This is a genomic window from Azospirillum sp. NS33, assembly GCF_059703765.1.
This window is the reverse complement of sequence record NZ_BAAKJB010000015.1, coordinates 130,689-153,693: the sequence shown is the minus strand read 5'-3', so window position 1 is coordinate 153,693 and position 23,005 is coordinate 130,689. Positions and strand designations below refer to the sequence as shown.

The following is a 23,005-nucleotide window of genomic DNA, read 5'->3' as shown; positions in this document are numbered from 1 at the left end:
CCAGCGCCAGCGAGCTGTTCTTGGTCAGGTTCAGGTACTGGCTGGTCAGCGGCGGCACGATCACCCGCAGCGCCTGGGGCAGCACCACCAGGCGCAGCACCTGGCCGCCGGGCAGGCCGAGCGCGCGCGCCGCCTCGGTCTGGCCCCAGTTGACGGCGAGGATGCCGTTGCGCACGACCTCGGCGATGAAGCCGGCGGTGTAGATGACCAGGCCCGTCAGGATGGCGAAGAACTCCGGCGAGATCGCCAGCCCGCCGCGGAAGTTGAAGCCGGCCAGGGTGGGCATGTCCAGGCCGGTGGGGGCGCCGCCGGCGAGGAAGGCCAGGGCCGGCAGGCCCAGCACCAGGCCGAGGGTGGCCCAGCCCCGGGGGAAGGGCTGGCCGGTGCGCGCCTGGCGCGCCGCCGCCCAGCGCCGCATCACCACGGCCGCCGCCACGCCGGCCAGCAGGGCGGCGCCGACCCACGGCCAGACCGGATCGGCGGCCGGCACCGGGAACCACACGCCGCGCTGGGTCACGAAGACCCCGGGCAGCGGGTTCAGGGCCTCGCGCACCGGCGGCATGCTCTCGGTCACCAGCGCGTACCAGAAGAAGAGCTGCAGCAGCGGCGGGATGTTGCGGACGATCTCGACGTAGACCGAGGCCAGCTTGGCCACCAGCCAGTTGCTGGAGAGCCGGGCGATCCCGACCACCGTGCCGATGATGGTGGCCAGGACGATGCCGATCACCGCCACCTTGAGCGTGTTCAGCAGGCCGACGATGAAGGCGTAGCCATAGCTGTCGCGCGGGTGGTAGTCGATCAGGCTCTCGCCGATGCCGAAGGACGCCTCGCGCTCCAGGAAGTCGAAGCCGGTGGCGATCGACTGGCGTGCCAGGTTCTCCAGGGTGTTGGCGACGAGATACCAGCCCAGCAGCACCACGGCGCCGATGGTGAGGACCTGAAAGGCGATCGCGCGCACCGTCGGGTCGTTGAGGGAGAGCCGGCTGGCCGCCGGCGCGCCGCCGTTCGTGTCACTGACCAAAAGCGCCTCCGGGTTCTGTCGGTGTCGTGCTGTCGGTGGGGAGGGGTGGGGTGGGAGGGCGGCCCCCGCCGGCCGGGGCGGGGGCCGCCCTCCCGTCAGGACCGGCCGATCACCGGAACGGCATGGCGTACATCAGGCCGCCGTTGGTCCACAGCGCGTTGAGGCCGCGGTCCAGCTTCAGCGGGGTCTTCGGGCCGACGTTGCGGTCGAAGATCTCGCCGTAGTTGCCGATGGTCTTGATCACGTTGTAGGCCCACTTCTCGTCGAGGCCCAGCGCCGCACCCATGCCCGGCGAGTTGCCGAGCAGGCGCTGCACGTCCGGATCCTTGCTCGACGCGAACTCGTCGATGTTCTGCGAGGAGATGCCCTTCTCCTCGGCCTGGATGGTGGCGTAGACCGTCCACTTCACGATGTCGTACCACTGGTCGTCGCCGTGGCGCACCGCCGGGGCCAGCGGCTCCTTGGAGATGATCTCCGGCAGGATCAGGTGGTCGTCGGGGTTGGGTGCCACCGAGGCGCGCGTGCCGGCCAGGCCCGAGGCGTCGGTGGTGAAGACGTCGCAGCGGCCGGCGAAGTAGGCGGCGGTCACCTCGTCCTGCGACTCGATGACGACCGGGTTGTACTGCATGCCGGTGGCGCGGAAGTAGTCCGCCAGGTTGAGCTCGGTGGTCGTGCCGGACTGCACGCAGACGGTGGCGCCGTTCAGCTCCTTGGCGCTGGTGACGCCCAGCGACTTCGGCACCATGAAGCCCTGGCCGTCATAGTAGGTGACGGGGGCGAAGTTAAGGCCGACCGAGGTGTCGCGGGTCAGCGTCCAGGTGGTGTTGCGCGACAGCATGTCGACCTCGCCCGACTGCAGGGCGGGGAAGCGCTGCTGCGCCGACAGCGGGGTGAACTTCACCTTCTCCGCGTCGCCGAACAGGGCCACCGCCACGGCGCGGCAGTAGTCGACGTCGAGGCCGGTCCACTTGCCGGCGCTGTCGGGGTTGCCGAAGCCGGACAGGCCGGTGTTGACGCCGCACTGGACGAACCCCTTCTCCTTGATGGAGTCCAAGGTGGCGCCGGCGTGGGCGATCCCGGGGAGCGCCGCGACCGCGGCGGCGAGAACGGCGGCGGAGAGCGTGGTCTTCACGAGAGTGATCTCCTTGTTCGGTTCGGACGGCTTGTTTGTCGTCGCGCCCGCGGTACGGCCGGGTCCGGCCGCCCCGTGTGGCGGTGTCCTGGGCATGGATCATTCGCGGGCGAGGTGAATGCAATGCGCGCCCGAGGTGAACAGGGCGCGGAATTGTGTGAACGGATGTTCCAAAGGGGCCACGGGCGACCGCGGGTTTCGACCCATGCCCTTGAAACAAAAGGAAAGGGCCGGCGCAATGCGGCGCCGGCCCTTGGACATTCCATTCACATTCTGCGCCCCGGCCGGGACCCCCGGCTCAGAACCGGCTGATGTGGAACAGCAGCGTCTTGTCGGGATTGGCCTGCAACACCGCCTTGATCCCGCTGGCGTAGTCGGGGTGGGCCAGTTGCAGGTCCCGGTTGCCGCGGTTGTAGTGCACCGTCGACTGGGTGTCGCCGACGGCCACCGTCGGCAGGTCGCCGGCGTGGCCGGTGGAGTGCCCGGACACGATGACGGCGGCGATGCTGGGTGCCCCGATGCGGTGGCCGATGCCGATCTCGGTGTTGGCGCCGCCCGGCCCCTGGTTGACCGACGAGATCGCCTTGCGGTCGTCTTCGGTCAGGGTGGCGGGATCGATGACGTAGATCGCCGTGCCGTAGAGGCGCGCCGTGAGGGTCCCGAGGTTCTGGTTCTGGTTCAGGTTCTGGACGAACATCTCGCCGTCGCCGCGGTTCTCCAGGGCGACCGAAAGCGGCCCCCGCGCCCGGTTGGTCATCAGGTGGTCGACGAACGCCGACAGCCTTTCGTCGTCGTTGGCGATGTCCGCCGGCACGCGCAGCACGTTGACGCTGACCACGGAGTTGACCTTGTCGTCATCGCTGCGTTTGGCGCCGACCACCTCGCTGCCCGGCGCCAGGCCGGTCAGGGCGCGCCCGGCCACCGCGTCGAGGGGCGGCGCGCCGCCCAGGCCCATGTTCAGCAGGTTTGCGTTGGGCACGAGGCCGGGCAGGACGAAGCCGGGCTCGCCGCTGACCAGGTCCTTGCGGTCGTCGATGACGAGCTGGCCGTCCTGATCCCCGACCACCGGTCCCATCAGATCGGGACGCGGGCGGATGTCGATGCCTCGCACCAGGGACGCGACCTCCTTGTGCGCGACGACAAGCGCCGCGTTGCCGTCGGCGAGCTGGCCGCTGATGCCGGCCACCTCGTCCAGGGCCTGATGGATGCGGCTGGCCTGATGCGTCGTGGGCGTGCGGTCGTCGCGCAGCAGCGCCTGGCATTCGGCGATGCGGTCGCGCGACAGCGCGATCAGCTCCCCCATCTCCTGCTCCTTGGTCAGGATGTCGGCGAGCAAGCTGAGCGACTGGTGCACGTTGCGCGCGTTCGTCAGGGCACCGTCGCGGAACGCCGCCATGGCCGGATCGCGCGTCAGGTGGGGATCGTTGGTGATCTGCTCGTCCGCCCAGGCCAGATCAGAGTCGACGTGCTCGGCGGTCGAGCTCAGCTTTTGCATGACCTGCAGGTCGGTGTCCTGCTGCTGGAGCGTGTCGCTGCGGGCTTCGTCCAGTGCCTGGCTCAGGTCTTCGGTGTTGAGCCGCATCTGCTGCAGCGACGGGGCGCGGATTCCGAACATGGGGGCGACTCCCTGTGGGTGGAATGTCTCAACGGCCACCCCACCTCACACACGCAATCGTGCCCCGGCAACATCCTCACTGGAACGGCAGGGCGTAGAGGACACCGCCCTGGCGCCACAGCCGGTTCGGCCCGCGCGGCATGGCGAAGGGCGAGCGGGCGCCGAGGTTGCGCTCGTAGATCTCGCCGTAGTTTCCGACCTGGCGGATCACCTGGTAGCCCCAGTCCGCGCTCAGCCCCAGCCGCTCGGTGGCGGCGGGGATGCCGTTGAGCAGGCGGCGCACCTCGCTGTCGCCCGACTCCTCGCGCAGGCGGGCGGCGTTCTGCTGCTCCACCGCCTTCTCCTCCGCCAGAACCAGGGCGTGCATGGTCCAGCGCACCACCGTCAGCCAGACGCGGTCGCGGCTGGACACCAGCGGCGCGATGGGCTCGCGCGAGATGGTGTCGGGCGACACCACCAGGTCGTCGATGGGCTCGTGCAGGGCCTGGAGCAGGGTGGTCAGCAGGCCGCGGTCGGCCGACAGCACGGTGCATTCGCGGCCCAGGAAGGCCTGCAGCGCGTCGTCCAGGCTCTTGTAGGGGCGCACCGTCCATTCCTTGCCGGTGTCCGCCATGTGATCGCGCAGGTTGCTCTCGGCGGTGCTCTCCTGGGTGACGCACACGCTGGCGCGCCGCATGGCGAAGGCGGGCCGGCCGTCGCGCCCGCGCCACGCCGCGAACCCCTGGCCGTCGTGGAACACGACCGGCCCGAAGTCCAGCGGCAGCGCCGTGTCGCGCTCCAGGGTCCACGAGGTCTGGGCGAACGAGACGTCGACCTCGCCGTTCTCCAGCGCCACGTACTCCAGCGGCTTGGACGAGCGGCGCAGGTCGATGGCGTCGGCGTCGCCCAGCACCGCGGCGGCCAGCGCCCGGCACAGATCGACCATGAAGCCGACGGGGCGGCCGGTCGCATCGTGGGCGGCGAAGCCCGGCGCGATGACGACCCCGCAGCGCACCACGCCGCGGGCCTGGATGTCGCGGATCACCGGGGACGGGACGGCCGGCTCCGCCGCCGCCGCACCGCCGACGGCTGCCGCCAGGAGGGCCGCCGCCAGCAGGGCGGCCGCCCAAGGGGCCGCCGCCCAAGGGGCCGCCGGACCGGGGACCGCCGGACCGGGGACCGCCGGACCGGGGGCGGGAAGGGCGGCGCGCGGGCGGGCGGCGAACGGCATCAGAGATCACTCGCGGTGGGGCGGGGGCCGTATGCTACGGTTGGCGGCGCATCATGCAAAGGGTTTCACCGGCCGCGGGGGTGGCAGACGTGTCCAGCGTGTTCCGCACAGGCGTCGCCGGCCGGGTGTTCGGTGCGCTCGCCCTCAACGGGCTGGTGGCCCTGGTGATCGGGCTGGGCGCCTACATCGTGCTGGGCGACCTGCACCGCGGGATTTCCGACGTGACCTCGCGCCATTTTCCGGCCGTCGTCGCCTCCGCCAAACTGGAGCGCCAGCACCAGCGCATCATGCGCGCCCTGGAGCAGCTCGCCCTGGCCAAGGACAACCTGACGCGCTCGACCATCAACCAGAGCCTGTCGGACCTGCAGAACGGCTACGACCTCATGCTCGCCGACTTCTCCCAGCAGGACGGCCGGCTGGCGGTGCAGACCCGCACCCTGCAGGAGATGCGCGACGAGATCGTGCGCATCCGCCAGACCATCGACCGGCTGGTCGAGCGGCGGATCGCCGCCGGCAACGCCGTGCGCGAGAGCAGTCTGGCCCTCCAGCGCATCGAGGAGCGCCTGGCCGCCCTGGCGGTGCCCCAGTCGCCGGACCCGACGGTGCAGCGCTGGCGCACCGCGGCGCAGCGGGTGCTCTATCTGCTGATCTCCTCCTACCGGGTCGAGAACACCCACGCGCTCAGCCGGCTGGCGGCGGAGGCGGAGGCCGAGATGGCCGGCCTCACCGCCCTGGCCGCCGGCCTCGACGCGGCGCAGCGGGTGCGCCTCGACCCGCTGCTGGCCGCGCTCCAGCCGATCGCGCTGGGCGCGGGGGCGATCTACAGCCACCGCCAGGTGCAGCTCGACGCCGAGGAGAGCCTCGGCGGCATGGTCGACCGGGCCAACCAGGTCTCGCTGACCAACACCGGCCTCAACACCGCGATCTTCGTGGAGAAGACCGCGGCCGCGGAACGCTACCGCCAGGACATCATCGGCGCCTCGGTGATGTACACGCGGGTGTTCTCGGCGTCGGCCGGGATCGTGCTGGTGGGCGGGCTGCTGACCTTCCTGTACATCCAGCGCAGCGTCGTCGCGCGTCTGTGGAACGTGCGCCAGGCGCTGCGCGCCAAGGCGGTCGACGGCGACGCCGAGATCCCCGCCGACGGCAGCGACGAGATCGCCGAGCTGGCGCGGGCGCTGCGCTTCTACATCCACGAGACGGAGGTGAAGGGCGAGGCGTTGCGCCGCAACGAGCGGTGGCTGCGTGCGGTGCTGGAGGCGACGCCGGTGCCCCTGGTGATCGCCGGGCGCGACGACGGGCAGATCCGCTTCGTCAACCGCCGCGCCGTCGCCCTGTTCGGCGCCGCCGCCACCGACGGCCTGGTCGGCCGGCCGGTGCGCGCGGTGTGGACCGACGGCGCCGCCCACGACGCCTTCGTCGACACGCTGCGCGAGCGCCAGCAGGCCAGCGACTTCGAGGCCGAACTGGTCGACGGGCAGGGCCACGCCGTCTGGGGGCTGCTGTCGGGCCTGGCCTTCCAGTTCCAGGGCGAGGACGTGCTGCTGATCTCGGTGGTCGACATCACCCGGCGGCGCGAGGCCGAAGGGCTGCTGATGCGCACCCAGGCCTTCATGGACGCGGTGATCGACAACGTGCCCAGCGTGCTGTTCGTGCTCGACGGCGGCAGCGGGCGGGTGGTGCTGTGGAACCACGCGGCCGAGCGGGCCTTCGGCACCGACCGCGCCCGCATCGACGGGCGGCGCCTGTGCGACGCGCTCGGCGACGACGTCGGCGGGCGGCTGTGGCGGCCCGGCGGCGACCTGCCGGAGCAGGAGGAGGTGGTGCTGGACACCGACGGCGCCGACCGCACCTTCGCCATCCGCCGCCATCCCTTCACCTGGTCCGGCGACACCCGCCACCACGTCATCTGCATCGCCAACGACGTCACCGCCTCCCACCACGCCCGCGAGGAGCTGCGCCTGGCCAAGGAGCGGGCCGAGCGCGCGGACGCCGCCAAGACCGAGTTCCTGGCCACCGTCAGCCACGAGATGCGCACGCCGCTGAACGGCATCCTCGGCCTGGCCCGGCTGCTGGTCACCGGCAGCCTGCCGCCGGCCGACCAGCGCCACGCCCATTCCATCATGCGCTGCGGCATGACCCTGCTCGACCACGTCAACGACATCCTCGACCTGCGCAAGATCGAGGACGGCAAGCTGGAGCTCGACCCCGCGCCCTGCCTGCTGCGCCCGCTCCTGGACGACGTGCTGGTGACGGTGGAGAGCCTGGCCGACGAGAAGGGCATCGCGCTCCGTCTGGCCATCGCCGCCGCGGTGCCCGCGGCCATCGTCATCGACGAGCAGCGGCTGCGCCAGATCCTCATCAACCTGGTGGGCAACGCCGTGAAGTTCACCGACCACGGCGGCGTCGACATCGCCGTGGAACGCGCGACCGGCGAGGGCGCCGGCGGCGACCGGCTGCGCCTCACCGTGCGCGACACCGGGATCGGCATCCCCGCCGACCGGCTGTCGGCGATCTTCGAGAAGCTGGAGCAGGCCGACGCCTCGATCGCCCGCCGCTTCGGCGGCAGCGGCCTGGGGCTGGCCATCGTCCGCCACCTGACCGACGCCATGGCCGGCACCATCGCCGTGGCCAGCACGGTCGGGCAGGGCAGCACCTTCACGGTGGAGGTGGCGCTGGTGGCGGCGGAGCCGGGCTCGGTGGCGGCCGGCGGCACCGCGCTGCAGCCCCTGGAGCGCTCGCTCAGCCTGCTGCTGGTGGAGGACGCGCCGATCAACCAGGAGATCGCGCTGGGCCTGCTCGGCGACGCCGGCCACCGGCCGGTGCTGGCGGCCACCGGCGAGGCGGCGGTGGCGCTCGCCACCACCCGGACCTTCGACGCCATCCTCCTGGACATGCGGCTGCCCGACATCGACGGCGTCGAGGTGGCACGCCGCATCCGCCGGTTGCCCGACCGCCGCCGCGCCGCCGTGCCGATCATCGCCGTCACCGCCAACGTCTTCGTCGGGGCCCGCACCCGCTATCTGGAGGCGGGGATCGACGCCATCGTCGAGAAGCCGCTGTTCCCGGACCGCATGATCCAGGCCCTGTCGGGGGTGCTGGCGGCGCGCCGCGCCCCGGAGCGGCCGGACCCCGCGCTCGGGACGGGGCCGGCCGCAGCGGTCGAGGCGGTGCCGCCGGTCATCATGGACGCGGCCGTCCCGGACGCCCCGGGCGAGGAGGACCTGCTCGACGCCGCCGCGCTGGAGCGTTACGCCCGCTCCCTCGGCCCGGCGCGGTTCGCGGCGATCCGCCGGACCCTGCTGGCGACCCTGGGCGAGGGCATGGACCGGCTCGTCGCCGGGGCCGCGGCGGGCGGGGCCGACGACGGCCTGGCCGAGGCGGCCCATCTGCTAGCCGGCTCGGCCAGCCATTTCGGGCTGACCCGCTTCGTCGAGGCGATGCGCCGGGTCGAGGACCGGCTGGTCGAGGGGCGCCGCGCCGCCGCCACCCCCCTGATCGCCGCCGCCCCGGCCCTTCTGGACGCCAGCACGGCGGCGCTCCAGGCCTGGTGCGCGGCCCATCCGGGGATCACCGCCGCCACCCCTGCCGCCACCCCTGCCGCCAGCCCCGCTTCTGCCGAGGCGGTTGCCGGAACGGTTGGGGCCGGCTAGTCTCAAACCCTTGTCTGCCAGCGGGTTGCGAACCGGCATGCCTCACACCATCGCCATCGTCGACGACGACGCGGTCACCCGTGAGACGCTGGGCTCCTATTTCGGCCAGGAGGGGTTCACGGTTCTGCCGGCGCGCGACGCCGACGGGCTGTCCGGCATCCTCGCCCGCAACGCCATCGACCTGGTGCTGCTGGACATCCGCCTGCCCGGCAAGGACGGGCTGACGGTGACCCGCGAGCTGCGGGCGACCTCGGAGGTCGGCATCATCCTCATCACCGGACGCACCGACCGGGTCGACCGCATCATCGGCTTGGAACTCGGCGCCGACGACTACATCACCAAGCCGTTCGAGCCGCGCGAGATCCTCGCCCGCTCGCGCAGCCTGCTGCGCCGCATGGCCCAGACGGCGCCGCCGCCGGTGGCCAGCGTCCACCGCTTCGCCGGGTGGGAGCTGCGCCTCGACACCCGGCGCCTGACCCGCCCCGACGGTGGCGAGGCGCGGCTGACCACCGCCGAGTTCGACCTGCTGGCCGCCTTCGTCACCAACCCCGGGCGGGTTCTCAGCCGCGACGCCCTGCTCGACCTCACCCACCACCGGGTCGACCCGTTCGACCGCTCGGTCGACCGGCTGGTGCTGCGGCTGCGCCGCATCCTGGAGGAGGACCCGGCCAAGCCGCGCCACATCGTCACCGTTCACGGCAGCGGCTACGTGTTCGCCACGGCGCCGGCGGGCTGAGGCGCCGCGCCGGCGCGTGTGTCCGGCGCGATTGTGTTGACTCCGGCCGCCGGCCTGCCTATGGTCCGGCCCTCAGTCCCGGTCGACCTGTTCGACACCGTGCCTCATGGCGCGCCGCCAGTCCGCGAGTTTCGCGCACTGGCGCGATGGCGTTTGGCGCGGAGCCGGAGCGGCCGCCGGGGCCGGACCCGTTTCCCGAGGACCCGCATGTTCGAAGGCCTGACCGGACGCCTGGGCGACATCTTCGACAAGCTGCGCCGCCGCGGCTCGCTGAACGAGGAGGACGTCTCCGCCGCGCTGCGCGAGGTGCGCATCGCGCTGCTGGAGGCCGACGTCGCGCTGCCGGTGGTCAAGGCCTTCGTCGCCCAGGTCAAGGAGCGCGCGGTCGGCCAGGAGGTCCTGCGCTCGGTCACGCCGGGCCAGCAGGTCATCAAGATCGTCCACGACCACCTGGTCGAGATGCTGGGCCAGGCCGAGCCCATCAACCTCAACGCCGTGCCGCCGGTGCCGGTGCTGATGGTCGGCCTGCAGGGCTCGGGCAAGACCACCTCGACGGCCAAGATCGCGCTGCGCCTCAAGACCAAGGAGCGCAAGAAGGTCCTGATGGCGTCGCTCGACGTGCGCCGTCCCGCCGCCCAGGAGCAGCTCAAGGTGCTGGGCGAGCAGACCGGCGTGGCGACGCTGCCGATCGTGCCCGGCCAGGACCCCGTGACGATCGCCCGGCGCGCCCTGGAGACGGGACGCAAGGAGGGCTACGACGTCGTCATGCTCGACACCGCCGGCCGGCTCTCCATCGACGAGGAGCTGATGGCCGAGGTGGCGGCGGTGCGCGACGCGACCCGCCCGGTGGAGACGCTGCTGGTCGCCGACGCCATGACCGGCCAGGACGCGGTGACCGTCGCCACCAACTTCAACGACAAGGTCGGCATCACCGGCATCGTGCTGACCCGAGTCGACGGCGACGCCCGCGGCGGTGCCGCCCTGTCGATGCGCCAGGTCACCGGCAAGCCGATCAAGCTGCTGGGCGTGGGCGAGAAGCTCGACGCCCTGGAGAGCTTCCACCCCGACCGCGTCGCCGGCCGCATCCTCGGCATGGGCGACGTGGTCAGCCTGGTGGAGAAGGCGGCCGAGAGCATCGACCAGGAGGAGGCCGAGAAGCTCGCCCGCAAGATCGAGCAGGGCAAGGGCTTCGATCTGGACGACATGGCCTCCCAGTTCCGCCAGATCCGCAAGATGGGCGGCATGAGCGGTCTCATGGGGATGCTGCCCGGTGTCGGCAAGATCAAGGACCAGCTCAAGGACAAGAAGATCGACGACTCCGCGCTGAAGCGTCAGGAGGCGATCATCTCCTCCATGACGAAGAAGGAGCGCAAGTCGCCCGAGATCATCAAGGCGTCGCGGCGCAAGCGCATCGCGGCCGGCTCCGGCACCACGGTGCAGGAGGTCAACCGGCTGTTGAAGCAGTACGACGACATGCGCTCGATGATGAAGCAGATGCAGAAGCTGGGCAAGAAGGGCATGGCCCGCCACGGCCTGGGCGGCCTGCTGCCCCGCAACCTGCGCGGTGGCGGAGGCTTCCCGTGATCGACCACCTTTCGGTGCCGGTGTCCGACTTCGACCGGTCCATGGTGTTCTACGACGCGGTCCTGGCGGCGGTCGGCTACACCCGGGTGATGGAGTTCGGCCGCGGCGCCGGTTACGGCGACGGCCACCCGCACTTCTGGATCAACGAGATCGAGGCGGGCGGGGCGGCCACCGCCACCGCCGGCTTCCACATCGCCTTCCGCGCCCGCGACCGGGCCGCCGTCGACGCCTTCCACGCGGCGGCGCTGGCCCATGGCGGCACCGACAACGGGGCGCCGGGGCTCAGGCCCCTCTACCACCCCGATTACTACGCCGGGTTCGTCCTCGACCCCGACGGCACCAAGCTCGAAGCCGTGTGCCACACGGCGTCCTGACCCGTTCGACCATCCACCTTCAAACAGGAAAGCAGTTCGACCCATGGCCCTGAAGATCCGTCTCGCCCGCGGTGGCGCGAAGAAGCGTCCGTTCTACGCCATCGTCATCGCCGATGCCCGCAGCCCGCGCGACGGCCGCTTCATCGAGAAGATCGGCACCTACAACCCGATGCTGGAGCGCGAGCACCCGCAGCGCATCGTCCTGGACGCCGAGCGCGCCAAGCACTGGCTGGCGATGGGCGCGCAGCCGACCGACCGCGTCGTGCTGTTCCTCGCCAACGCCGGTCTGGTCGAGAAGCGGCCCTTCCGCGAGACCCCGAAGAAGTCGGCCCCCAAGGCCAAGGCCCAGGAGCGCGCCAAGGAGGCGGCGGCCGCGGCCGCGGCCGCCGAGGGCTGAGCCGCCTAGGCATCGGTTCCAACCATGTCCACCAAGGTCTGCGTCGGCCAGTTCGTGGGCGCGCACGGGGTGCGGGGCCTGGTGAAGCTGAAGAGTTTCACCGCGGAGCCGCACGCCGTCGCGGCCTACGGCCCGCTGTCGGACGAGGCGGGGGCGCGGCGCTTCGCCGTCGCGCTCGCCGGGTCCAACAAGGGGCTGCTGCTGGCCACCGTCGACGGCGTGGCGACCCGGGAGCAGGCGCAGGGGCTGGCCGGTGTCCGCCTCTTCGTCGACCGGGCGGCCCTGCCCGCGCCGGAGGATGAGGACGAGTTCTACCACGCCGACCTGATCGGCCTGCGGGCCGAGCGGGCCGACGGCACGCCCTTCGGGACGGTGAAGGCGCTGTACGACCACGGTGGCGGCGACGTGCTGGAGCTGCGCACCGTGGCCGGCGGCACCGAGTTTCTGCCGTTCACCCGGGCCTGCGTGCCGGTGGTGGACGTGCGCGGGGGCCGCTTGGTGGTGGAGCCGCCGGAGGTTGTCGAGGCCGCCCCGGACGGGGAGGTCGCGGACGGGGAGGTCGCGGACGGCGAGGAGGGCGGTGAGCGGTGAACCACGGTGCCATGGGGCCGTGCGTCTGGACGGCGCGGGTGCTGACCCTGTTCCCGGAGATGTTTCCGGGATCGCTGGGCCACAGCCTCGCCGGCAAGGCCCTGGAAAATGGGGTCTGGACGCTCGAAACAGTGGACATCCGGGGTTTCGCGCGCGATAAACACCGCTCCGTCGACGAGACCCCCTTTGGCGGCGGCGCCGGCATGGTGATGCGGCCCGACGTCCTCGACGCGGCGCTCACCGCGCTCTGCGGCGCGCCGGGAGCCGAGGGGCGGGGACGGGTCATCTACCTGTCGCCGCGCGGCCGGGTGCTGGACCAGGATCTGGTCCGGGAGCTGGCGGCGACCCCTGTGGTGACGCTGCTGTGCGGCCGCTACGAGGGGGTGGACGAGCGGGTGCTGGAGGCGCACGGGGTCGAGGAGGTCAGCCTCGGCGATTTCGTGCTGTCCGGCGGCGAGCCCGCCGCGCTCTGCCTCATGGACGCCGTGGTGCGCTTGCTGCCCGGCGTCATGGGGAACGTGGAGACGGCGGGCGAGGAGAGTTTCGAGCGGGGATTGCTGGAGTATCCCCACTACACCCGGCCGGCGGTGTGGACCGACGGGCAGGGTGTCGAGCGGCCGGTGCCGGACGTCTTGCTGTCCGGTCACCACGAGAAGGTTCGCGCCTGGCGGCTGGAGCAGGCGGAGCGGATCACGCGGGCCCGGCGGCCCGACCTGTGGACCCGCTACGCCGAGCGCCGCCGGGTGGACGAGGAAGCAACCGGCCGCGCGCGGCGCGGCCGCCGGAAAACGATGGAGTGACGGTCCGCCGCGAGGCGCGCCGGTTGGAAAGGGGTAGTGCCATGAACCTGTTGCAGCAGATCGAGCAGGAGCAGATCCAGAAGGTCCTGGGCGAGAAGGTCATTCCGGAGTTCTCGCCCGGTGACACGGTCCGCGTGAACGTGAAGGTGGTCGAGGGCACGCGCGAGCGCGTCCAGGCCTACGAGGGCGTGTGCATCGCCCGCAAGAACGCCGGCGTGAACTCCTCGTTCACGGTCCGCAAGATCAGCTACGGCGAGGGCGTGGAGCGCGTGTTCCCGCTGTACAGCCCGCGCATCGACTCGATCGACCTGGTGCGCAAGGGCGACGTCCGCCGCGCCAAGCTCTACTACCTGCGCGACCGCCGCGGCAAGTCGGCCCGCATCGCCGAGCGCACGACGGGCCGCGGCATGCAGAAGCCGGCCGCCGCCGCCGAGTAAGCGCCAGCACCTGCTGCAAGAGCCGTTCCCGTCGCCCGCCGGAGGTCAGCCTCCGGCGGGCGATCGGCGTTTGGGGCGGGGCGGCGGATGGCCGTGGCGAGAGAGGCTGTCCCGCGCGGCCCGCACGACGGGAGGCCGGCCCAAGGGTGGGAATCGGAGACGGCGGGGACGGTGCGGGGTCCACCGCGCCCCGGCGCAATGGACACTCTACAAGGCGCGAAGAGTCCCCGTGACCTCCACGACCACCCGGACCCCATCGATTTCGTCGGGAATCGGCCGGTCGGGCGGCCGCGCCATGTTCGCTTTGATCGCCCATCCGTGGCCGTCCGGGCGCGGCGTGACGCCAACGCTCACCGTCTGGTGGACAATGTCCTCCAGTGCGGCTTTGATCGTTCGTCGCCGCTGTTTGGCCGTGTCGAAATCGACGATCATAAGTGTGGCACCACTGTGGCGTTGAGAGAATCTAGCACGGCATTGATGTCGGTGGCAAACGTCAAACCCTTGGTACCACCGCGTGCATTTCCACACACCACCTGCGCCGCCAGCCCGTTGATGTGCGGCCCGCGCTCGAACAGGATCGGTGCTCCGCTGCAGCCGCCAATCGCAAAGGGCGGGTCTTCCTTTTGTGTCTTGATCTCGATCTGGTCGTCGAGACAGAACACATCATCGTTGTCGCCCCCGACGTAGTAAACCTCCTGCGCCAGAGAGCTCACGAATCCATAGCGCAGGCCATTGCCTGAACCGTATTTCTTCACCAGAAGTTCCCCGCCGGTGAGCATGTCCGGCTGGATCGACACGGCACCGCTGATGGGCACGCCCCGGAGGTCGGGCACGAGGTTGCGGTCATGGCGCACTTCCGGCAACAGCTCTGCAAGCCCGCAGTCGGTGGAGAGCGGGGCGCCGGAGCGGGTACCGACCGGTGCGGCCGGTGGAGACAGCAGCCTCGCGAAGTCACCCATCTGGCCGCTGCGGGACGTCAACGGTCGTTGGAGGAGCGTCCCTTCGCGGATGCTCATGAAGTCGGTCATGACGTGGCCGGACGACACCAGGCAGTGGCCTTCACACCACTTTGTCCGCACGAAGCATGTGATCGACCCGAATTGTCCGCCCGGGTGGTGCACGGACGCGCCGAGGGGGAGGTTGACGTGCGGACCGCGGAAGAAACGCGTCGCGGTAAGGGCCACGACCCTGCCCGCGTATTCGATCGAGGGAGCCGGATAGTCCCTGGAGATCGCGTCTTTCAGAGGCTTGCAGTCGAGGATCGCGCCGCGCCGGCCGGGGATGTCCTCCGGGAAGAACACCCGCACCGCCAAGGTGAATCGCGCTTCGCCGCCCACCGTCGCGGCGTAGGCAACGCCGCCGCCCAAGAGATAGTGGCCGCTGCGCACGTTGCCCCCGTGGACGCCCGGCTCGACCCGGTGCGGATGGTCACGCTTCTTGATCGACAGGGTCGGAAGGTCGAGGGTTCGTGCCCGGTAGCGTGCCACGAAGTCGGCCTTCATGGCGCGTGCGTCCTGAAAGGAGAATCCGGCGCTTTTCGAGCTGACGATCGCTGGCGCAGGGGGCCTGGCTATGGGATTGGTGGGTGCGGGAGGGGGAGGGGGCGCCCCGTTCGGAGCGTCGCGACGTCCCAGACGCTGCTTGACCCAGTCGATGACGTCGGGGGCCAGCCGTTCGACGACCGGCGCCAAGCCGGGGATATCGACACTCACGCTTCCGAACGACACCGACCCGCCGTTGGCAAGAAGGAGCACCCCGATGAGCGCGTATTTCGCGCGTTCCAGGGGCGTTCCCGCCATGGCGTTGGGCAACATGGCCTTGGCCACGGCCGCGTCCAGAGCCTGTCGATCGTCGTCGCTGCCCTGTCGGGCAACGGCCCGGAGAAGCTCGGTGGCCAGCCGGTCGTCGACCGGCGGCACGCCCTGTCCGCTGGTCTTGGTCGAGAATGCGGCGAGGAACTCGCCCAGGTCGTTGCCGGTGGACCGTATCGTCGCGCGCGTGAACAGCGCAAGAGCGGTGCCGGCGGCGTCACCAAGGGCTTCTATGGCTCCAATCAACTCGTCCGGACTGCGAGGCATGGCGTTCCACCGACGAAACAGGCGCGAAATGGCATCGAAACCCGTCAATGGGATGAGCGCTGCCAACAAGTATCGCGTCCATATCCTACGATAGGATTTGGTGCAAGTTTAAAGAGAGTTGCCAGCGTGCGCGGTGGGTGGTCGGTGTGGCGCCGGGTTTCGCAAGGGAGGGGGCCGGAGCGCCGGTCGCGCTCCGGCCGCCCCTCTCGGACCGCGCCGCTCAGACCGCCGGTGCCCGCGCCGCGACGCGCCGGGTGCGCCACCACTGCCAGCCCACGAAGGCCGCGGCGAGGCCCAGGCCCAGCTCGTCGGTGACCGGCAGGGCGACCACCAGCAGCGCCGCGGCGACGGTGGCGACGGCGCGTTCCGGCCAGCTCAGGCGGGTCAGGAAATAGCCGACCGAGGCGCCGCCCCACAGCAGGATGCCGACCGCCGCCTTGGCGACGATGTAGACCACCGCCAGCGGGTCGTCGGTCTGCAGCAGCAGGGCCGGGGAATAGACCGCCATGTAGGGCACGACGTAGCCGGCGATGGCGATGCGGGTGGCGATCCAGCCGATCTCCAGATGCCCGGCCCGGGCGATCGAGGACGCGGCCAGTGCTGCCAGCGCCACCGGCGGGGTGAGGTCGGCCATGATGCCGAAATAGAAGACGAACATGTGGCTGACGATCAGCGGCACGCCCATCTCCAGCAGCGCCGGGGCGGCGATGGCCGAGGTGATGATGTAGTTGGCGGTGGTCGGCAGGCCGGTGCCCAGCACGATCGACGCCACCATGGTCAGCACCAGGGCGACGATCAGGCTGCCGCCGGAGATGGCGACGATTCCCGCGGCGATGCCCGAGGCCAGGCCGGTCAGGGTGAGGACGCCGATCAGCACGCCGACCAGGGCGCAGGCGATGCCGACGCCCACCGCGTTGCGCGCCCCGTCGGCCAGGCTTTTCAGCAGCAGCTCCAGGGTCGCCCGCCCGCCCCGGGTGGCGAGGCTGGGCAGCACCAGCAGGCCGACCATGGCGACCGCCAGATGCTCGACCCGCAGGCCGAGGCGCCACAGCCCGGCCGCCACCAGCCCCAGGGCCACCCAGAACGCCACCCGCAGCCCGGCCGCCGGCAGCAATCCGGCGGTGCCGGTGCCGAGGATCAGGACGATGGTGCAGGCGATGCCGATGACGCCGGCGAACATCGGCGTGAATCCGGAGAACAGCAGCGCCACCAGCACCACCAGCGGGAAGATCAGGTGCCACTGGCTGCGGATGGCGGCCAGCGCGCTGGGGCACTCGCCCCGGGGCACCCCGTTCAGGCCGTAGCGCCCGGCTTCCAGATGGACCATCCAGAAGGCCGCGCCGAAATAGAGCATGGCCGGCAGCAGGGCCGCCAGCGCCACCTCGTGGTAGGGCACGCCGATGGTCTCGGCCATGATGAAGGCGGCCGCCCCCATCACCGGCGGCATGAGCTGGCCGCCCATGCTCGACGTCGCCTCCACCGCCCCGGCGAAGGCCGGGCGGTAGCCGAAGCGGGTCATCAGCGGGATGGTGAACTGGCCGGTGGTCAGCACGTTGGCGACGCCCGAGCCGTTGATGGTCCCCATGAAGCCCGATGACACCACCGCCACCTTGGCCGGCCCACCCTTGGCGTGGCCGAACAGGCCGAGCGCCACGTCGTTGAACAGCTTGATCATGCCGGCGCGCTCCAGGAAGGCGCCGAACAGGATGAACAGGAAGATGAAGGTGGCCGACACGTAGATCGGCGTGCCGTAGATGCCCTCGGTGCCGAAGGCGAGCTGCTCGACGATCTGGTCCAGCCCGTAGCCGCGGTGCGCCACCACGTCGGGCAGCCAGGGCCCGAAATAGGCGTAGGGCAGGAAGACGCCACAGATGATCGGCAGCGCCGGGCCGAGGATGCGCCGCGCCGCCTCGAACACCAGGGCGATGGTGACGGTGCCGACCACCAGGTCGAGGGCGCTGGGGTCGCCGGCGCGCAGCAGCAGGTCGTGCTCGAACACCAGGTGGTAGAGGCTGAGGCCGAAGCCCAGCGTCGCCAGCGCCCAGTCGTGCCACGGCACGGCGGTGCGCTCGTGGCCGCGCCCGCCGCCGAACAGCAGGAAGGTGAGGGCCAGCAGGAAGCCGACATGGACGGCGCGCACCACCGCGCTGGACAGCGGCGCGAAGGTGGCGGTCCACAGCTGGAACAGGGCGAAGGCGACGGCGACGGCGAACAGGACGCGCCGGGTCGCCGGTGGCAGGTCGAACGCGGCCGTGGCCGGGTTCTCGCGGTCGACGACGCGCCGCGTGTCGGACGTGCTCATGACGCAAACTCCGGGGACAGGGGCTGGGGTGTGCCGCGGCCCCTTGCCGCCCCCGCGACGGGGGGAGGCAAGGGGGAACGGACGCTACTTCAGCAGGCCCTTCTCACGGAAATAGCGCTCGGCCCCGGGGTGCATGGGCACGGCGATCGGCGTGGCCGCCTTGGCCGCGTCGATCTGCTTGGCCGCACTGTGGGCGGCGGCGAGGGCGTCCAGGTGGTCGAACACCGCCCTGGTCATGGCGTAGGCCGTGTCGTCGCCGACCCCGGCGTGGGTGACCAGGTAGTTGGCCACCGCCACGGTGGCGACGGCGCTGTCCTGGCCGGGATAGGTGCCGGCGGGGATCGGCGCGCTCCGGTAGACCGGGTTGCCCATCCTGGCCACCACCTCGGCCGGCACCTCGACCACCACCACCTCGGTGCTCACCGCCAGGTCCTTGATGGACGCGACGCCCAGCCCGGCCGACTGCAGGGTGGCGTCGAGCTGGCGGTTCTTCATCAGCTCGACCGACTCGCCGAACGGCAGGTACTCGGTGCGGTCGAAGTCGCTGTAGGAGAGGCCGGCGGCAGCGAGGATGGCGCGGGCGTTCAGCTCCGTCCCCGACTTCGGCGCGCCCACCGACACCCGCTTGCCCTTGAGGTCGGCCAGCGTCTTGATGCCGCTGTCGGCGCGGGCGACGATCTGGATGTAGTTGGGGTAGATGGCGCCGATGGTGCGCAGCTTGTCCAGCGTCTGCTTGAAGCCGGCCTCGGCGTCGCCCGCCCAGGCCAGCGCCAGGGAATCGCCCAGCGAGAAGGCCAGCTCGCCGCGCCCGCTCTGCAGCAGGTTGAGGTTCTCAACCGAGGCCTTGGTGGCCTGGACGGTGGTCTTGGCGTCGGGCAGCGCGGTGCCGACCTGGTTGGCGATGGCGACGCCCAGCGGGTAGTAGACGCCGCTGGTGCCGCCGGTCAGCACGGTCACGAACTCCGCGGCCGCGACGGGCGCGGCGGCGTGGAGCGACAGGCCGGCGGCGAGGCCAATGGCAGCGAGGGTGGTCTTCATGGAGGCATCTCTCCCTGGTCCGAGGTGTCAGCGGCGGCGCTTGGCTGCGCCGTCCGCGCCTCCCAGGGGCAAGAGCCGTGCCATCCATTGTGCGTGGGGTCGACCATTGGCGGACCTGTGTTTTCGCGGAATGGGCTGCGCGGTGCCGTGCGGATTTCCGCACGGGGCGGGGCGGGGTGTGCGGGTTTCGGCACGCGTCGACGGGGCGTTTCGTCTGCCCTCGGACACCGGCTCTGCGCTGACCGTTTCATCCCGCGTGGCAGAATTGTCGGCCAAGGAGGCCCCCGCCATGCGAACCGACGAGCCATCGGACGACAAGCCACGGCGCAGGACGCTCAACATCCGCATGCGATCTGAGGAGCGAAACCTCATCGATCGCGCGGCCCGGGCGCTGGGCAAGAGCCGCACGGATTTCATCCTGGACGCCGCGCGCCGCGCGGCGGAGGACGTGCTGCTGGACCGCGCGACCGTGTCGGTGAGCCCGGAGGCGTACACGGCGTTCGGCGCCCGTCTCGATGCACCGCCTGCTCCGAACGAACGGTTGCGGCGGACGATGCGGATGCCCGCTCCCTGGTGGTCGTGTCCCCGCTCGACCCGATGACGCTGATGGTCACCCTGACCGACCCGCGGGCGGGCGTGGAGCAGCCCTGAGCTACCCCCGCTCGAATCCCGCGCGCGTGATGCCGTGGCGCTTCAGCTTGTCGTAGAAGGTCTTGCGCGGCAGCTGCAGGGCGGCGCAGGTGGCGGCGACGTCGCCGTTGTGGCGGGTCAGCTCGCGCTCCAGGACGCCGCGCTCGAAAGCGTCCACCTCCTCGGCCAGCGAGCGCGGGGCGGCCAGGGCGGCGGCGTCCGGGCGGCCCGGCGCGAAGGGGTCGCGCAGCAGGCCCAGCACGGTGCGCTCCGCCACATTGCGCAGCTCGCGCACGTTGCCCGGCCAGTCGTGGGTGCACAGACGCTGCATCTGCGCCCGCGACACCGCCGGCGTCTCCCGGCCGTAGCGCACCGCCGCCTCCAGCACGAAGTGCTCGAACAGGGCCGGCACGTCCTCCAGCCGGGCGCGCAGGGGCGGCAGGGGGATGGTCGCGACGTTCAGGCGGTAGTAGAGGTCGGCGCGGAAGCCCTGGCGGTCGGACAGCGCCTTCAGGTCCTCCTTGGTGGCGGCGACCACCCGGAAATCCACGGCGCGGCCGTCGTTGGAGCCGAGCCGCTCGACCCGCCGGTCCTGCAGCACCCGCAGCAGCTTGACCTGCAGGGCCGGCGGCATGGTCTCGATCTCGTCGAGGAACAGGGTGCCGCCGTCGGCGTGCTCGATCTTGCCGATGCGCCGCTTGATGGCGCCGGTGAAGGCGCCGGCCTCGTGGCCGAAGATCTCGCTCTCAAACACGCTCTCGGGCAGGGCGCCGCAGTTCAGGGCCACGAAGTTGCGGCCGCGGCGCGGGCTCAGCTCGTGGAGCGCGCGGGCGACCAGCTCCTTGCCGGTGCCGGTCTCGCCCTCGATCAGCACGTCGGCGGCCGTGCCGGCCAGCCCCTCCACCAGGCGGCGCACCGCGGCCATCGCCGGCGAGGCGCCGCGCAGGGTGTCCTCCAGCGCGCCGCGGCCGCCGATGTGGCGGCGCAGCCGGCGGTTCTCCAGGACCAGCCGGCGCTTTTCCAGGGCACGGCGCACCACCTCCACCAGGTGGTCGGAGGCGAAGGGCTTCTCCATGAAGTCGTAGGCGCCGTCGCGCATGGCCTCCACCGCCATGGCCACGTCGCCGTGGCCGGTGACCAGCACCACCGGCAGGTCGGCGTCCACGGCGCGGGCGTGGCGCAGCAGCTCCAGCCCGTCCATGCCCGGCAGCTTGACGTCGGTCACCAGCACCACCTCGGCGTCGGCGGCCAGGGCGGGCAGCGCCTGCTCGGCCGTCTCGAAGCCCGCCACGGCGATGCCGGCCAGGGTCAGGGCCTGCGCGCTGCCCAGGCGGACGTCCAGCTCGTCCTCGACGAACAGCACCCTCATCGCCGCGCCTTCGCCGTCATGCCGGGGCTTCGCCGTCATGCCGCGCTCCGCGCCACGCCGGCCCGGGCGAGGTCGACGACGAACACCGCGCCCTCCGGTCCGTTGGCGGCGGTGAGCAGGCCGCCGGCGTCGCGGACGATGCCGGCGGAGATCGGCAGGCCGAGGCCCAGTCCGGCGGCGTCCTTGGTGGTGAAGAACGGCTCGAAGATGCGCGGCAGCACGTCGTCGGGGATGCCGGGGCCGGTGTCCGACACCCGCACCAGCACCCGTGCCCCGGCCCCGTCGCCGACCGCCTCCACGGCGATGGCCAGGCGCCGCACCGCGCACCCCTTCATGGCGTCCAGCGCGTTGCGGAACAGGTTGATCAGCACCTGCTCCAGGCGCACCTCCTCGAACACCACGGCCACGTCGGGGTCGGGCAGGGCGCAGGCCAGCTCCACCCCCTCCAGGGTCAGCCGCTGCTCGATCAGCACCAGGGCGTTGTGCACCGCGCGGCCCACCGGCACCGGCTCGGCCCGCGCCTTGGTCTTGCGGGCGAAGGCCTTGAGCTGGCCGGTGATGCGCGCCATCCGCTCGACCAGCCGGGGGATGCGCACGAGGTTGCCGCGCAGCTCGTCGTGCAGGCCGCGCTCGAACAGCACGACGGCGTTGTCGGCGTAGGTGCGGATGGCGGCCAGCGGCTGGTTGAGCTCGTGGGTGATGCCGGCGGCCATCTGCCCCAGCATGGCCAGCTTGCCGGCCTGCACCAGCTCGTCCTGGGCCTCGCGCAGCACCCGCTCGGCGCGCTCGCGCTCGTCCACCTCGCGGGTCAGCCGGGCGTTGGCGGCGACCAGATCGGCGGTGCGCGCGGCGATGCGCACCTCCAGCTCGTCGTGGGCGCGCTTCAGCTCGACGTTGGCGCGTTCCAGCGCCCCGCGCGCCGCCATGCTCTCGCGGATGCGGCGGCGGCGCTGGCGCCAGTAGAGGAACACCAGCACCAGGAACACCACGGCGAAGGCGGCGACCACGGCGGCGCCGTTCATCGCCGCCTGCACCGGCGCCATGTCCGACAGCACCAGCAGCCGCCAGCCCGGCCCCGGCAAGGCCACGCTCTGGGCGAGGTAGTCGGTCGCCCCGCGGCCGTCCGGGTTCCGGATCGTCAACACCTCGGCCCCGTGGACGCGGCGCCGCCCGGTGACGGGCAGGGGCGCCAGCGCGACGCCGGCGTACTGGCGGGTGTCGTCCATGCGCCGCTGCTCGGCCGGCGACGGCTCGGCCAGCGTGCGGTAGCGCCACTCCGGCTCCGACGACAGGAAGGCGACGCCGGCGGCGTCGGCCACCAGAACCCGCTCGGCGCCGAAGCGCCAGGCCTCCTCCAGCCCGTCCAGGCTGACCTTTTCGGCGAGCACGCCGACCACCCGCCCGCCGTCGGTGACGGCGTGGGAGAGGAAGAGGCCGGGCGTCCCGGTGGTCACCCCGACGGCGTAGAAGCGGCCGCGGCCCTGCTCCAGCGCCTGGCGGAAATAGGGCCGGAAGCCGTAGTTGCTGCCGACGAAGCTGACCGGCTGGTCCCAGTTGCTGGCGGCCAGCGTCAGGCCGTCGGCGTCCATCACGTAGAGGGTGGCCGAGCGCGCCTCCCCCGCCACCGTGGCGAGGTAGCGGTTGACCCGGTCGCGCCGGACCGCGTCGCCGGGGGCGCGCAGCAGCTGGCGGATCTCGGCGTTCATGGCCAGCACGAAGGGCAGGTAGTCGTGGCGCTGGACCGCGCTCTCCAGGTTGGAGACGTAGAGGGCCACCCGGTGCTCGCCGGCGGCGCGCAGCGCCTCGACCCCGCTGCGCTGGCTCCACAGGGCGGCCGCGGCGACCGCGCCGGCGGCGAGCGCCAGCACGGCCAGCCACCGCCCGGCCAGCCGCAGCGACGGCGGCAGCCGCTCCGCCAGGGGGCGCCGCCCGTGCTCCCGGCGGGCCTCCCACCGGGCAAGATGCCAACCGAAGGCCATGGCCGCTCCGCCCATCGTGCCGGCGCAGTCTACGGGGTTCGCCGGGCGTTGTCGCGGAC

At 71.8% G+C, this 23,005-nt stretch carries 19 protein-coding genes; 9 read left to right on the top strand and 10 right to left on the bottom strand.

Translation table 11 applies throughout. The annotated features are described in order from the left end of the window. The 4 genes from AC6H2I_RS15095 to AC6H2I_RS15080 form a co-directional block, all read right to left on the bottom strand. The coding region (locus tag AC6H2I_RS15095; RefSeq protein WP_497501483.1) for an amino acid ABC transporter permease at nt 1–1,021 on the bottom strand (1,021 nt) is incomplete at its 3' end. Between the two features lie 109 nt (nt 1,022–1,130). After that, entirely contained in the window at nt 1,131–2,153 is a 1,023-nt protein-coding gene (locus tag AC6H2I_RS15090; RefSeq protein ID WP_497501482.1) for an amino acid ABC transporter substrate-binding protein, read from the bottom strand. Nucleotides 2,154–2,451: 298 nt separating this feature from the next. Further along, complete coding sequence (locus tag AC6H2I_RS15085; protein ID WP_497501481.1) at nt 2,452–3,768, bottom strand: hypothetical protein; 1,317 nt, start codon at nt 3,766–3,768, stop codon at nt 2,452–2,454. 76 nt (nt 3,769–3,844) lie between these two features. Then, nucleotides 3,845–4,978 (bottom strand): transporter substrate-binding domain-containing protein, encoded by a 1,134-nt coding sequence (locus AC6H2I_RS15080; protein ID WP_497501480.1) that lies wholly within the window; start codon nt 4,976–4,978, stop codon nt 3,845–3,847. Between the two features lie 89 nt (nt 4,979–5,067). Here AC6H2I_RS15080 and AC6H2I_RS15075 point away from each other — a divergent pair, with 89 nt between their 5' ends. The 8 genes from AC6H2I_RS15075 to rplS all read left to right on the top strand — a co-directional run bounded on the left by AC6H2I_RS15075 (nt 5,068) and on the right by rplS (nt 13,550). Next, entirely contained in the window at nt 5,068–8,631 is a 3,564-nt protein-coding gene (locus AC6H2I_RS15075; protein WP_497501478.1) for an ATP-binding protein, read from the top strand. A 37-nt stretch (nt 8,632–8,668) separates the two neighbouring features. Then, the gene (locus AC6H2I_RS15070) at nt 8,669–9,367 is read left to right on the top strand and encodes a response regulator (RefSeq protein WP_497501477.1); all 699 of its coding nucleotides are present in this window, start codon (nt 8,669–8,671) and stop codon (nt 9,365–9,367) included. Between the two features lie 207 nt (nt 9,368–9,574). Then, a complete protein-coding gene (gene ffh / locus AC6H2I_RS15065) occupies nt 9,575–10,951 on the top strand; it encodes a signal recognition particle protein (RefSeq protein ID WP_497501476.1) in 1,377 nt (458 codons plus the stop codon). Further along, the gene (locus AC6H2I_RS15060; protein WP_497501475.1) at nt 10,948–11,325 is read left to right on the top strand and encodes a VOC family protein; all 378 of its coding nucleotides are present in this window, start codon (nt 10,948–10,950) and stop codon (nt 11,323–11,325) included. Before ffh ends, AC6H2I_RS15060 begins: the two co-directional genes overlap by 4 nt. A gap of 43 nt (nt 11,326–11,368) precedes the next feature. After that, entirely contained in the window at nt 11,369–11,722 is a 354-nt protein-coding gene (gene rpsP, locus AC6H2I_RS15055) for a 30S ribosomal protein S16 (protein WP_497501474.1), read from the top strand. 24 nt (nt 11,723–11,746) lie between these two features. After that, on the top strand, nt 11,747–12,313 hold the full coding sequence (gene rimM / locus AC6H2I_RS15050) for a ribosome maturation factor RimM (protein WP_497501473.1): 567 nt from the start codon (nt 11,747–11,749) through the stop codon (nt 12,311–12,313). Continuing rightward, complete coding sequence (gene trmD, locus AC6H2I_RS15045) at nt 12,310–13,113, top strand: tRNA (guanosine(37)-N1)-methyltransferase TrmD (protein WP_497501472.1); 804 nt, start codon at nt 12,310–12,312, stop codon at nt 13,111–13,113. The genes rimM and trmD overlap by 4 nt, the downstream gene beginning before the upstream one ends. Before the next feature lie 41 nt (nt 13,114–13,154). Then, nucleotides 13,155–13,550, top strand: coding sequence for a 50S ribosomal protein L19 (gene rplS / locus AC6H2I_RS15040; protein WP_497501471.1), 396 nt, complete (start codon nt 13,155–13,157; stop codon nt 13,548–13,550). Nucleotides 13,551–13,757: 207 nt separating this feature from the next. Here the strand turns inward: rplS and AC6H2I_RS15035 are convergent, their stop codons facing one another. The 4 genes from AC6H2I_RS15035 to AC6H2I_RS15020 form a co-directional block, all read right to left on the bottom strand. Then, nucleotides 13,758–13,982, bottom strand: coding sequence for a hypothetical protein (locus tag AC6H2I_RS15035; protein WP_497501470.1), 225 nt, complete (start codon nt 13,980–13,982; stop codon nt 13,758–13,760). After that, nucleotides 13,979–15,694 (bottom strand): hypothetical protein, encoded by a 1,716-nt coding sequence (locus tag AC6H2I_RS15030; protein WP_497501469.1) that lies wholly within the window; start codon nt 15,692–15,694, stop codon nt 13,979–13,981. The genes AC6H2I_RS15035 and AC6H2I_RS15030 overlap by 4 nt, the downstream gene beginning before the upstream one ends. A 154-nt stretch (nt 15,695–15,848) precedes the next feature. Beyond that, nucleotides 15,849–17,930: a TRAP transporter permease gene (locus AC6H2I_RS15025; protein ID WP_497501468.1), complete on the bottom strand. Its 2,082-nt coding sequence runs from the start codon at nt 17,928–17,930 to the stop codon at nt 15,849–15,851. Between the two features lie 84 nt (nt 17,931–18,014). After that, a complete protein-coding gene (locus tag AC6H2I_RS15020) occupies nt 18,015–18,968 on the bottom strand; it encodes a TAXI family TRAP transporter solute-binding subunit (RefSeq protein ID WP_497501467.1) in 954 nt (317 codons plus the stop codon). A 289-nt stretch (nt 18,969–19,257) separates the two neighbouring features. On the opposite strand from AC6H2I_RS15020, the gene AC6H2I_RS15015 reads away from it, so the two are divergent. Next, on the top strand, nt 19,258–19,569 hold the full coding sequence (locus tag AC6H2I_RS15015) for a type II toxin-antitoxin system TacA family antitoxin (RefSeq protein ID WP_497501466.1): 312 nt from the start codon (nt 19,258–19,260) through the stop codon (nt 19,567–19,569). A gap of 51 nt (nt 19,570–19,620) precedes the next feature. Here the strand turns inward: AC6H2I_RS15015 and AC6H2I_RS15010 are convergent, their stop codons facing one another. Together AC6H2I_RS15010 and AC6H2I_RS15005 are read right to left on the bottom strand one after the other, a co-directional pair. After that, the gene (locus AC6H2I_RS15010) at nt 19,621–21,006 is read right to left on the bottom strand and encodes a sigma-54-dependent transcriptional regulator (protein WP_497501465.1); all 1,386 of its coding nucleotides are present in this window, start codon (nt 21,004–21,006) and stop codon (nt 19,621–19,623) included. Further along, nucleotides 21,003–22,946 carry an ATP-binding protein gene (locus AC6H2I_RS15005; protein WP_497501464.1) on the bottom strand — a complete coding sequence of 648 codons (1,944 nt, stop codon included), beginning with the start codon at nt 22,944–22,946 and terminating at the stop codon, nt 21,003–21,005. The genes AC6H2I_RS15010 and AC6H2I_RS15005 overlap by 4 nt, the downstream gene beginning before the upstream one ends. Nucleotides 22,947–23,005: the final 59 nt, after the last annotated feature.